The 12,487-nt window shown below is 64.0% G+C and carries 8 protein-coding genes; 3 read left to right on the forward strand and 5 right to left on the reverse strand.

The genetic code is table 11. The features are described 5' to 3' along the window. Window positions 1–10 precede the first annotated feature (10 nt). Window positions 11–1,243, forward strand: coding sequence for an NAD(P)/FAD-dependent oxidoreductase (locus tag ABWO90_RS03245; RefSeq protein WP_353189759.1), 1,233 nt, complete (start codon window positions 11–13; stop codon window positions 1,241–1,243). Between the two features lie 146 nt (window positions 1,244–1,389). Here ABWO90_RS03245 and ABWO90_RS03250 read toward each other — a convergent pair whose 3' ends face one another. Both ABWO90_RS03250 and ABWO90_RS03255 read right to left on the reverse strand, forming a co-directional pair. Next, entirely contained in the window at window positions 1,390–2,847 is a 1,458-nt protein-coding gene (locus ABWO90_RS03250; RefSeq protein WP_353189760.1) for a M81 family metallopeptidase, read from the reverse strand. Between the two features lie 139 nt (window positions 2,848–2,986). Further along, window positions 2,987–3,979: an ATP-binding protein gene (locus ABWO90_RS03255; protein WP_353189761.1), complete on the reverse strand. Its 993-nt coding sequence runs from the start codon at window positions 3,977–3,979 to the stop codon at window positions 2,987–2,989. 365 nt (window positions 3,980–4,344) lie between these two features. On the opposite strand from ABWO90_RS03255, the gene ABWO90_RS03260 reads away from it, so the two are divergent. After that, window positions 4,345–6,663, forward strand: coding sequence for a TonB-dependent receptor (locus tag ABWO90_RS03260; RefSeq protein WP_353189762.1), 2,319 nt, complete (start codon window positions 4,345–4,347; stop codon window positions 6,661–6,663). 30 nt (window positions 6,664–6,693) lie between these two features. Continuing rightward, a complete protein-coding gene (locus ABWO90_RS03265; RefSeq protein WP_353189763.1) occupies window positions 6,694–8,328 on the forward strand; it encodes a serine hydrolase domain-containing protein in 1,635 nt (544 codons plus the stop codon). A gap of 70 nt (window positions 8,329–8,398) precedes the next feature. On the opposite strand, the gene ABWO90_RS03270 is transcribed toward ABWO90_RS03265, so the two are convergent. From ABWO90_RS03270 to ABWO90_RS03280, 3 genes are read right to left on the reverse strand one after another with little or no spacing between them, the layout of a single operon-like run. Next, window positions 8,399–10,075 (reverse strand): serine hydrolase domain-containing protein, encoded by a 1,677-nt coding sequence (locus ABWO90_RS03270; RefSeq protein ID WP_353189764.1) that lies wholly within the window; start codon window positions 10,073–10,075, stop codon window positions 8,399–8,401. A 16-nt stretch (window positions 10,076–10,091) separates the two neighbouring features. After that, the gene (locus ABWO90_RS03275) at window positions 10,092–11,108 is read right to left on the reverse strand and encodes a dipeptide epimerase (protein ID WP_353189765.1); all 1,017 of its coding nucleotides are present in this window, start codon (window positions 11,106–11,108) and stop codon (window positions 10,092–10,094) included. Between the two features lie 6 nt (window positions 11,109–11,114). Then, window positions 11,115–12,467: an MFS transporter gene (locus ABWO90_RS03280; protein ID WP_353189766.1), complete on the reverse strand. Its 1,353-nt coding sequence runs from the start codon at window positions 12,465–12,467 to the stop codon at window positions 11,115–11,117. Between the last annotated feature and the right edge of the window lie 20 nt (window positions 12,468–12,487).

The raw sequence follows: 12,487 nt of genomic DNA on the forward strand, positions 1-12,487 counted from the left end.
TGAGGTGTTCATGAAATTCGACGTACTTGTACTCGGGGCCGGGATCGTCGGCACCTCGACGGCCATTCATCTTCAGCGTCGCGGCCTGAAAACTGCGCTCATCGATCGCGGCGCGCCCGGGCGAGAGACGTCGTATGGCAACGCCGGCCTGATACAACGTGAGGGCGTGTACCCGTACGCGTTCCCTCGCGACATCGGCGCGCTGCTACATTACGCGCGCAATCGATCCACGGACGTTCGCTATCACCCGTCGGCGTTGCCGAGCATCGCGCCATTTCTTGCGCGGTATTGGCACCACTCTGCACCTCGGCGTCACGCACAAATCGCACGCCGGTACAGCACACTGATCGAGCATTGCGTGACGGAGCATGATGCCCTGATCGCGAGTGCCGGCGCGAATGACCTTCTGCGTGAAGGCGGGTGGTTGAAGATCTTCCACACGGCGGGCGCACTCGAGGCCGCGTGTCGCGAAGCCGAGCGTTGGCAGACCGAATACGGGGTGCCATTCGAGCGACTCGATGCGACACAACTACAGCGCGACGAGCCTTCACTTGCCGCGTCGCTTGTCGGCGCCATTCGATACACGGCATCAAATTCGATACGTGATCCCGGCGAACTGGTGACCCGCTATGCCGACTACTTTGCGTCGATAGGCGGACGCATTATTCGTGGCGACGCGACCACATTGACGCCCAACTGGCGAGTGCAGACCAGCGAAGGGGCAGTCGAAGGTCGACATGCCGTCGTCGCGATGGGGCCGTGGTCCGACACGGTAACGCGCCCCTTGGGCTATCGGCTGCCACTGGCGGTCAAGCGCGGATACCACCGGCATTTCCAGCCCGAAGCCGGTGTAACGCTCAACCAACCCGTGTTGGACGCCGAACGCGGCTTCCTGTTGGCGCCCATGAGTCAAGGAATTCGTCTGACGACAGGCGTCGAACTCGCGCTGCGCGATGTACCCAAGACACCGGTCCAGATGGCGGCTGTCGAGCCGTTGGCGAGAGACCTGTTTCCGTTGGGCGCGCCGGTGGAAGCCGAACCATGGATGGGCTGCCGCCCCTGCACGCCAGACATGCTGCCGATCATTGGGCCGGCACCGGTCCATCGCGATCTCTGGTTCGCATTCGGCCACGCGCATCATGGTTTGACGCTTGGGCCGGTCACGGGGCGCCTGATCGCCGAGATGATCACGGGCGCGCCGACGCTGGTCGACCCTGCGCCGTTTCGTGCCGACCGATTCTGACCCGGCTTGTTCGGCGCAACCGAGGCAAAAAAATGCCCTTCGCGAGGAAGGGCAAAATTTGCCGGAGTTTTGGCGATGCCCGGCAAACGGTCGGGGCAGCCCGCTCAAAGCGGGACATGACAATGTTGGGCGCCGATGGCGTCGGATCAAACGAACGGGTTTTCGACGCGCGGCCAGTATTTGAGATCGCGGTGACGAAAGGGCAGGGCTGCGAAGTCGGGCGTCAGTGCGCCTGGCGCCGCGACGTGAACGATGGCCTTCGCACGCGGCGCAAATTCGGCCTGGAAATGCTGCGTCGATTTCACGATCACGAGTCGCTTGGCGTCCATCGCAATGCCGATGCCGGTAAACGCATCCACGCCCATGACTTGTGTCCGAACGGACGCGAGCACGATGTCCAGGCCGTTCGGCCCTTCGACCCAGACCGAGCGGCCCAGTGGCATCGACATCCCGCAAATGCTCTGCGAATGCGCGTCGTGCACGGCGCGCACGGTGACACGCAAGTCGACGGGATCGCCCGACGCAGCACCGCACTTCCCGCCAATGCGAAGGTCTAGCGTGGCGCCAACGCCGGCATCTGCGCAGATCTGAATCGCGCCCAGATCCCAGAAGCAACCCAACGCGACATTCGCGATGCTCCGCTCGATCACCCGCCGAAGGAGGAACGTGCTGTCCCCGGGCGCGCCGCCTCCCGGGTTGTCGGCGACATCGGCGACGACCACCGGCCCCGTGCCGACGGCCAGCGCCACGTCGAGCCCGTGATCCATGTCGTGCCATTTCGGCTGGATCTCGTGTCGCAAGGCCCAGAACTCATCGCCCAGTTGCCTGGCCAGGGCGTGGGCACGCGCCGGGTCACGGTCCGCGATCACCCAAAGCTTTGCGCCGGCCTCGGGGACATCGCCCCAGGGGAAGCCATGTCCCAGCGATACCGACAAAATGCCGTCGTGGCCCTCGAACGACTTCATGCGTCGGACGAAACCGGCCATCGGCTCCGACGTGGTGTGCCAAGCGCCGACCATGCGGCAGTCATGCACGCCGGTGACCGGGGAGACTTTCCCGTCGGCCGTTTGCATCACCAGCCGATAGACCTCATGCAACCGGTCGATCGCATCGGTATGCGGATACTCCTTGTACGCGATGAGAATGTTGGCCGCGCACTGCATCAGTTCGGTGAAATGGCAGTGAGGATCAAGCGTTGCGGCGATCGGCACGTCGGGGCCGACAACCTCCCGAATGCGCGCGAGAAGATCGCCTTCGCAATCGTCGTGCGCCTGCGCGACCATCGCCCCGTGCAGCATCAGTACGACGGCGTCGAGCGGCAGCGCGGCGCGTACCCCGGCGACGATTTCGTCGCGCAGCGTCTCGTAGACTTCCTGAATCACGGGGCCCGACGGTTGAGCCTCCGTGCTCAACCCCTCGACGATTTCGTGTCCGTCCGATTCGGCAAGTCGGCGAAGTTCGGCCAACAAATAGCCGACGCCCTCAGGTGAACGGATGCTGGCGTCGCCGCGGAAGATCCCGTACTCCTGAAATCCTCCCCACCCGGTGGGGCACGGTGCGAAGGTATTGGTTTCGGTAGAAAGATGTGCCGCGAAGATCTTCATGGCGAGTCCAGAGGTGTGAAAAAAACCATTGCACACACTCTATGGGGAGCGCATTGCCTGATTGTGAGCAGTGTGTATCCACATTGACACATAGGCCGCAGCACACGCGTTCAGGCACCGCCGTCGGTGCCGCCCACGGCTATCGCCTTGGCAGCATCACGCGGGCGATCAGGCCACCGTCTCTTCCGTTGAGCAGTGTCAACGATCCGGCGTGCCGCTTCACCACGTCGTTGGCAATGGCCAACCCGAGTCCGGTGCCGCCCGTGTCCCGACTGCGGGATTGCTCCAGACGAAAGAACGGCTCCAGTACCCGTTCGAGATCGCGCTCGGGAATGCCGGGGCCGCGATCGACGATATCGATCTGAACGGCCGCATCGCCGTCGATCAATTCGATTCGCGCCTCGCCGCCGTAACGAATGGCATTCGCGACCAGATTGGTCAGGCAACGCTTCAACGCCAGCGGCTGCGCGAGCAGTGGCGCGATGGCGCCCTGGACGGAGACTTTCTGACCGCGCTCCATCGCGTCCTCGGCGATGGCATCCATGAGGGCATCGATGTCGATGGGACTGACTTCTTCGGTGACCGCCTCGTTGCGCAGAAACGAAAGTGTGGCATCGAGCAACTGCGTCATTTCGTCGATGTCGGCCACCAACCGATCGTTGATCTCCGATCCCTCCAGCGTACGCACGCGAAGACGCATCCGCGTGAGCGGCGTGCGCAAGTCATGCGAGACGGCGGCGAGGAAGCGATTGCGGTCGTTGACCTGACGCCGAATCGCCGCCTGCATCGAGTTGAACACGCGCGCGGCCTGCCGCGCTTCGATCGGGCCCGACTCAGGGATGGGGGGCGCGTCCATGTTGCGGGACAACGCTGCGGCGCCCGCGGCCAGCGACTTGAACGGCATGGACAACATGCGTGCGCCGATCCAGGAGGAGACGAGCAACGGAACAATCTGCACGGTGGCGGCAAGTCCCCATTGCAGCCCGGTCGACATGCCCGGGGGCGGCTTGAAGGCGGCTTCGGAGTACAGCGTGTACACCAGTATTCCGGAGCCGACCTGTGTGAGGGCCACCATGACGAGCATGACAAACAGCAGCCGATAGAACGCGGAGTCGAACGATGGCTTTTGCATGAGGGTCGCGGCTGGCGCCGTAGAAGAGAACGCGAACATGGGCGCCATTATCCCGCCCGCATGTAGCGCCTTCGTCAACAGATTGTTTCAAGTCGGAAACATACGGGCGGGGGCATGTCTCGCGCAAATCCCGAAGGGACGAGACGTCACCGTCGGCGATCAATGTTTCACGCGCGATACAAAGTCCACATGAACCAGAAATATCGCACAAATAACGTTCATCCCGGAGCTAAGACTCGAGCGAGCGCGGACATCCCGCGTGAAACGATCCATACCGCGACGGCACAAGTGATGACCGAATGGCGGAAATCCCGGAGGAGACGACAGTGGCAATCAGTCAGCATCGCAGGCATACCGCAGTCACTTTGCGCCGAATCAGACTTCGACCGAACGGCGGCACCTGGCTGGTCGGCTCGCTTCTGGGGCTGGCGTCAGCGTATGGCCATGCCCAGGCCGTGACGCCGCCCGGCGCCGCTTCGGCGGTCAGTGCCGATGCTGGCGACGCCAACCCTCAGAGCACCGAAAACGCAGCATCCAACGGCGCTGCGCAAACCGTGACCCCGGCGACGGCGAAGGGCGGTGCGACACTCAACACCGTCGTCGTGACCGCGACGCGACGCCGTGAGCCGGCACGTGAAGTGCCCATGCAGATCAACGTCATTTCGGCCGAAGAGTTGCAGAAGAGCGGTGCGAAGACGATGTCCGATTTTCTGTCGTCGGAGCCCGGCGTCGATCTCAATTCTCAGGGCGGAAGCGGTGCCGGTCAGATCAGCATGCGGGGCGTGACCACCGGCGAGCAAACCGGCCCGACCGTGGGTGTCTATGTCGACGACGTGGCATTCGGCGGGAGCACGCTGTTCTCGCAGGGCGCGACGTTCGCGCTGGACATGAGCCTGCTGGACCTGAATCACATCGAAGTACTGCGGGGACCGCAGGGCACGCTCTATGGCGCAGGAGCGATGGGCGGGTTGCTGAAGTACGTCACGAACGAACCGGATACCAACGAGTTTTCCGGCCAGGCGAGCGCCGGCATGTCGACGACGAAGCACGGCGGCATCAGCAATACCGTCAGCGGGGTACTCAATATCCCGATCAAGAACGACGTGGCGGCGGTGCGCGTGTCGGCATTCAGCCAGCATGACGGCGGTTATGTCGATGCCGTCGGGCCGCAGGCGGGCAGTCGAATCGACCGGGGTGATACGTATGGCGCGCGCGCGTCGTTGCTCCTGACACCCACAAGTCAATTCACCGTGCGCTTGAGCGCCATCACCCAGAACATCAATCGCAACGCGCCGAACTACATCGCCTACGACAAGAGCGGTCAACCCGTCGATGGCGATCTGACAACGCGCGTCTATGCGCCGGAGCCGTTCCATCAGAACGTCCAGCTCTATTCACTGGGCGTGGAATATGACTTCGGATGGTCGCGCTTCAACTCGATCACGTCGTATCAGTCGGTGAAGTCGGACCAGCCGCAGGATCTGTCGGTGGTCTACGTGCCGGCGCTCGCTGCGCAAGGGCTGAATCTGGCGTCGGTCGTCGCGGCGAATGTGGCGTCGACGAACAAGGTGACGCAGGAATTCCGCATGACGTCCCCCGCGAATCGACAGCTCGAGTGGCTCGGCGGGCTGTTCTTCACCCGGGAGCGCAGCCAGTCGGATCAGGGTATCGTGGCGGGCTTCCCCGATGGAGGCTCTGCCTCGCTGTCCGGGCTGACGGCACCCAGCACGTATACCGAATATGCCGCGTATGGCGATGTGACGTACCACGTCATTCCGCGACTGGCGCTCACGGCAGGGATGCGCATCGCCCATAACAATCAGACGTTCGAGCAGACCACATCGGGTCTTCTGGGCGGGCCGCCGCAAACGATTTCCGCGCCGTCGTCCGACACGAGCAAGACCTACATGTTCACGGCCAGCTATGGTTTGACGGAGAACAGCAACGTCTACGTCCGCGCGGCGAGCGGCTATCGTCCGGGCGGACCGAACGCGCAGCTCATCAGCCCGATCACCGGGCTGCCCGGCAACGGCAATGCCACGTTCCAGCCCGACACGCTCTGGACCTACGAAGCAGGCTACAAGGCCGATCTGTTCGACAAACGGCTGTCGTTGTCCGCCACCATCTACGACATCGAGTGGAAGAACATCCAGCAGCTCGGCGCAGTGGAAGGCGTCAATCAGGTGCTCAACGCGGGCAACGCGCGCATCAAGGGGTTCGAACTCGCCAGCAGCTTCCGTCCGGATCGGCACTGGAGCTTCGGCGTGGGCTTCTCGTACATCGACGCCAAGCTGACGCAGGGAAATGCGTCCACCGGCACGCAAACCGGCGACCCGCTGCCGAACTCTGCGCGGCTCTCCGCCACGCTGACGGGGATGTACCGCTTCTCGATCGGTTCGTATGCCTCATACGTCGGCGTTGCCGAGCGAATGGTCGGCCGCCGTCACTCGGGGTTCAGCGGCAGCACCGGCCGACCGGATTACCTGCTTCCGGGCTATGCCGTGACGGACCTGATGGCCGGCATCGACTTCCGCAAGGCGAGCCTGAACTTCTATGTGCGCAACGTGTTTGACCGCCGTGCACTACTCGCTGCCGGCACTGCGCTCATGCCGCTTGGCGGCCCGGCGCTCGTTACCGTGGAACGTCCGCGCACCATCGGCGCCGTGCTGACGGTGCCGTTCTGATACGTATCAGGGATCATCGGAGAACTTCAAATGACGTTGCAGCAACAAGACGTGCAGGCTCGTCTCGACGCCCATCTGGCGCGATTCAACCGGAGCGATGCGCCAGGGCTCGTGGTCGGCGTGGCGCGCGACGGTCGGGCGTTGTACCGCAAGGGGTTCGGTATGACGAGCCTCGAACACAGTGTCGCCAATACCCCGGCAACTCGCATGCGCATCGGCTCGACCAGCAAGCACTTTGCTTGCCTGGCTGCGCTGCTGCTGGCGGAAGAGGGCAAGCTCGATATCGATGCAGGGGTTCGCACGTATCTCCCGGCGCTGCCCGAATTGGCGGGCGAACCCACGCTGCGCCAGTTGATGACGCATACCAGCGGCTATCGCTGCTATCTGGACCTGTCCGTGATCGCGCAAGGCATTTCGGCGATCGGGCGGGGCGTGCCGCTGGAAATCGAGCTGCGTCAGCGCGATGTCAATTTCCCACCGGGGGAGCGCATGATCTATTGCAACGGCGGATACCACCTGCTGTCGCAGATCATCGGACAGGTCAGCGGGATGTCGTTCGAGCAGTTTCTCGAGCAGCGGATCTTCCGCGTCATGGAGATGCACGACACGGAGTCCGTCGGCGACGACCTGCGAATTCGTCCGCGCATGGCCACGCAGCACGTGCCCGACGGTGCCGGTGGTTACTTGCGCGGCTTGTTTCCGAGTCTCGATGTCCTGGGCGAAGGCGGTATCGTCTCCACGATCGACGACATGCTGAAGTGGGCTGCACATCTGCGTCACCCCGTCAGACTGGGCAGTCCCGACACGTGGCGAGAAATGCTCACGATGCCGCGATATTCGAGTGGGGAAACCGGCATTTACGCGTTGGGCCTGATGCGAACGCGGTACCGCAACGTCGACACCATCCATCACGCCGGCGGCGTTTTTGGCGGCACGTGCCAGATGCTGACGGTACCCTCGCACGCGCTGGATATCGTTCTGATGAGCAACGGCGCGCCGGTCGATCCCGTCTCGCTGGCGACCGAGATCGTCGATATTGTGCTCGGCGATGACGTGCTCGGTGCCCCACGGCCGGCAGCGCAGCGAACGTCCGAAAATCCCGGTTTGCTCGGCAAGTACCTGAGCGTTGCGCCGCTTCAGTTTGTCGAGATCGTGGAACGGGACGAGGGGCTGCATGCCGTGACGCATAACCAGCCGCATCATCCGCAGCCACTGATCGCGGCCGAGCGCGGCTATCGTATCTTCGACGGTGCGGGGGCGCAAACGCGCGTTGTTCCGCACGCGCGTACGGCAGCAGGGGAAGTCCCGGCCATCGATTTCATCGAGAGCGGGCATGCCGTTACGCTGACGCGATATGACGGTGCCCCGCCGACCGAAGCGTTGGGAATGGCAGGGGTCTGCGGTCGATACTTCAGTCACGACGCCGACGCGCACGCCGTCGTCACGGTGGAGGAGGGGCGTCTGACACTGTCCATCCGTGGCGCGACCGGGGGTGCACGCTATCACCTGGACGCGTTGACGCCTGACGTCTGGACCTTCGCCCCCGCCGATGCCTCGGCACTGTCTACGGGAACGGCGCTTTTCGAGCGCCATGAAGACCGCGCCGAGCGCTTCTCTCTGTACACCTCGCGTACGCGCGCTCTCGCGTTCTCTCGCGTCGACTGACGGTGTCTCGTTGGAGGAGGGACGCTGTCCCCCCTCCAGCAATGTCGCTAGTCGCTGCCGATGTTGACGTTCAAGACTTGGCGAATCGAAGGTTTCTCGTTCGGGCGGTGTTGATGGAAATCCCTTCCACGTTCCCGGTGTCGGCGTGCCTGACGATGGAAATCGTGCCGGTGGCGAGCGCGTTCGTTGCGCTGGGCGCGAAGCGAAAAAGGTCCGTATCGACCGCAAAGACGTCGTAACGGCATTCGCCCGCCCGGCCCGCGATCACGAGCGACATGACGGCGACGTTCACGTCATGCTGTCCTCGTCCCGTTCCGAAGAGCGTCGCGCGAGCGTCGGCTTCTTCGCTGGCGTAGGTGCCACACAGCGCATTGACGTCTTCCATGCTGACCGGCGCCGGGGTTCCGATCCACCGAAAGGTTCTCTCGTGAGCGCAATGTGTGATGCGCAAGTGATCGGCATCGTCCGGATCGGTGGCGGTTCCCCACTGCAACCGGAATGTCCCGTCGCCGCTGGACTCCAGCACGAATTCGCACGGACTGCCTTCGGGGGCGTCATGTTGGTACAGCCAGGGAACGCTCGGTTCGAGCGGACCGCTAAGCGCCATGTCTGCGCCGCGCTCAGCTACGTCATATACGAGGTCGCCGTTCACTTCGCGGTAGGTGCCGGTTCGGGCGACGGCGGGAAGCCGTCTGACCGGCGTCGGCACGGGGTGCTTTGCCATCGGTCCCGCCAGCAGCACATCCAGCATGCGAAGCGAAAGCGCCGTTGGCGCAGGAATTGCGCCGTTACTCAGCAGCACGATATCGATGCCGTGCTCGGGAACGCACAGCATCTGGCATGAACCACCGACGACACCGCCGGCATGATGGATCAGCTCGCACCCGCGATATTGCGTGCGCTTCAGGCCCATCATGTAATCGCTGCGCAGACCGCTGGAGAAGGTCGGTGACGAGAGCAGCGTCTCCCATGTGGCGCGGCTTCCGATCGATTTTTCGCCACGCAAATGGGCGCACCACTTGAGCATGTCGTCGATGCAGGAGACGACACCGCCTTCCCCGAGAATCTCCCGCGAAGGGAAGATCCCCCGGTCGTACGATCCTGCGTCGTTCCTGACATGACTTGCGGCCACATCGCTTCGGATCTGAAAGTCGTCGGGCAGGCAGAACGTATCGTTCATGCCCAGCGGTTCGAAGATCTCGGACGACAGGAACGCTGAGAAAGACTGCGCGCTGACGCGTTCGACGACCCGGGATATCAGGTGATAGCCACCGTTGCAGTACATCATTCGCTCGCCGGCGGGAAAGTTGACGCCGGTTTGCCGGCGCTGAATGTCGAGCATGTAGCCGTCTGGCGGCACGGCCAACCCGTTGGTGAGCAGGGAGATGTCGAGCGCGCAGCGCTGACCGCTCGTGTGGAACATGAGCGAACGCGGCGTCGCGTCTCCGGCGATGCCCGTCAGCGCCGGCAGATATCGCCGGATCGGCGCATCGATGTCCAGCGCCCCCGCTTCACTGAGCAGCAACGCGGCGAGGCACGTCATGTGCTTGGTGGTGGAGCCGATCCGCAAGCGGGTTCGTACGTCCAGAGCGCGCCCGAGTCCGAGGTTTGCCATGCCGTAGGCACGACGTAACACGATCTCACCGCCAATGGCGGCACCGACAACCACGCCGGGCGCATCGCCTCGGTTGAACGAATCAAACAGCGCCGTCAATGCGCTCAGATCAAATGGCTCTCGTTCCGACACGGCATACCCTCCCGAGTCAATTCCGTTCGCACACTGCACTGTCCAGGCCCCAGGGGGTGTCGGGGCCCAGCACGTAGCCGCGCCGGTATTGGAAAGCGGGGCTGCGATCCTCTGCCAGAAAGCAGGGGCCGTCGAGGTCGACCCGATCGCACGACTGTCCGAGGAGGTAGGCCGGGGCGACGCCGAGCGAGGTGCACGGCATGCAGCCGACCATGACCGACAGCCCGAGGTTGCGGATGGGGGCGACCAGCGAAAGCGCTCGCGTCAGGCCGCCGCATTTGTCGAGCTTGATGTTGACGACGTCGTATCTGCGCGCGACGGCGGCGAGGTCGTCCAGATCCTGAAACGATTCGTCTGCCGCGAGGCGAATCGGATATTGCATGGATTCCAGGCACTCGTCCTGGCCCGTCGGCAGGGGTTGCTCGAGCAGGTCGACGCCGATGCGCTGCAAGACAGGCAACATTCGCATCATGTGTGCCGGGGTCCATCCCTGATTGGCGTCGACCGAGAGGGCGACGTCGGGGCACGCGGCTCGAATGGCGAGGAGCCGGTCGGCGTCCGGTGCGCTGCCGTCGAGCTTGATCTTCAGCGCCACGGCACCTTCGTAACGACGCGCCGCCTCGGCCATGGCGTCCGGCGAATCCACGCCGACCGTAAGCGATGTGCGCAATGGCCGCAGGTGGGCGTATCCCGCCAGTTGCGCGACCGTTGTCGCACGACGGCTGGCGGCCAGTGACCACAACGAGGCATCGACGGCATTTCGCGCGCCGCCGGCAGGCATCAGCGCAATGAGATCCTCACGGGAGATACCGCGCTCGATGTCCGCGCGCACGGCGGCAATCTGCGCGGCCATGCTGTCTGGCGTCTCTCCCCGGTAGTAGACGCCGGCCGCTTCACCGAGGCCTTCGTAAGGCCCGGATTGCAGCGAGACGACCAACACATGGGCCGCCTTGACGGTGTGACCCGACACATGGAAGGGGGTGGCCAGCGGCCACTGTTCAATGCGAACCGAAAGCGTGCAGGGAAGGCGCATGTGGGTTCAGGCGTAGCGTTCGATGGCAAGGCGCACGGCGCTGGCGGCGCTGCGCATGAGGAGACAGGCGACGATGAATCCGGTCAGTGCCACCGCAACGATGGCCCATATCAGGCCGGAGGCGGTGTGTTGCAGGTGATCCGACATCAGGCCGATCGCGACAGGGCTGCCCGACTGCATCAGCACCGTTGCCAGCACCCCGATGGCCGCGACTCTCGAGCGCAGATAGGGCGGGCAAATGCTCTGCATCAGCCCCGGAAACATGATCATGCCGGCAACGACACACATGAACTGGGCGCCGAAGAGGAAATAGACGTACGAGACCGACGGCGCGACCAGATAGCCGAGGCTGACCACGCAGGCCCCGAGGGCGCCCCACTCGCACACGCGCAGCGGTGCGAGCACGCCGAGGCGTGTGCCGAGGCGGCGCGCGACGAGCCAGCCGAGCACGCATCCGATGACGCTGCCTGCCATGGCGGCGCTGCCGAGTCCCGCGCCGGCCGTTGCCGGCGTCGCACCGAAGAAGCGCACCGCGACGACCGGCATCCAGCCCGTGACCCCGGCGAAGGCCATGTTGATGAGTGCGATGGCACCGAAGAAGCGGATCATCATCGGCATCTCGCGGCGGAAGTACTCGCTTGCGAGCGGTCCGCGCGTCGGCGCGTCGCCGGTCTCGGGCCGGGGGGCCGAATGTGCGTAGCGCGGCCGGATCATCGCGACGATCAGCACCAGCAACGGGGCGGGGATCGCGACGGCGAAGAAGGCGATACGCCATGTGGACGTGTTTCCCAGACCGAAGGGGAGCGCGCCGTGCATGGTTTCGATCCCCTGGATCAGCAACCCGCCGAGCGCCATGCCCGCACCGGCACTCAACAGATTGACGAGCGCAAACACGGAATTGGCGAGGATGCGCTGACGTGCGGGGAAGAGGTCGGGGAGCAAGCCATAGATGATCGGCATGAGCCCCGCTTCACCGATGCCCAGGCCGATCGACGCGATGAAGAGTGTCCAGAATCCGGTCGCGAGACCGCAAGCGGCGGTCGCCGCGCTCCAGAGCAGGATGCACAGCGCCAGCACGACACGGCGATCCACGCGGTCCGCGAGCCAGCCGATGGGGATCGCGGCCGCGCCCGCGAACAGCGCGATACCTGCGCCTTGCAGCAGCCCCACCTGAATGTCGGCGAGGCCGAACTCCGCGCGGATGAGTTCGGCCAGAAGCACCAGCATCTGCCGATCGACGTTGGCGAAGAACGTCACGATGACGAGGGCAAAGAGCCCGAGCCATGCGCCGATCCCCGCATATCGCTCGCGACGCGACGCGGTGGCATACCGCGGAATTTCGGTATTTGAGTCGAACATTTGAAATCCAGAATTTGTGC

Source organism: Pandoraea pnomenusa (assembly GCF_040391475.1).
Classification (GTDB): domain Bacteria; phylum Pseudomonadota; class Gammaproteobacteria; order Burkholderiales; family Burkholderiaceae; genus Pandoraea; species Pandoraea pnomenusa_C.

What these genes read in the sequence shown, in the direction of transcription:
- ABWO90_RS03245 (WP_353189759.1), top strand. Translation starts at nt 11, where the DNA reads ATGAAATTCGACGTACTTGTACTCGGGGCCGGGATCGTCGGCACCTCG.
- ABWO90_RS03250 (WP_353189760.1), bottom strand. Translation starts at nt 2,847, where the DNA reads ATGAAGATCTTCGCGGCACATCTTTCTACCGAAACCAATACCTTCGCA.
- ABWO90_RS03255 (WP_353189761.1), bottom strand. Translation starts at nt 3,979, where the DNA reads ATGCAAAAGCCATCGTTCGACTCCGCGTTCTATCGGCTGCTGTTTGTC.
- ABWO90_RS03265 (WP_353189763.1), top strand. Translation starts at nt 6,694, where the DNA reads ATGACGTTGCAGCAACAAGACGTGCAGGCTCGTCTCGACGCCCATCTG.
- ABWO90_RS03275 (WP_353189765.1), bottom strand. Translation starts at nt 11,108, where the DNA reads ATGCGCCTTCCCTGCACGCTTTCGGTTCGCATTGAACAGTGGCCGCTG.
- ABWO90_RS03280 (WP_353189766.1), bottom strand. Translation starts at nt 12,467, where the DNA reads ATGTTCGACTCAAATACCGAAATTCCGCGGTATGCCACCGCGTCGCGT.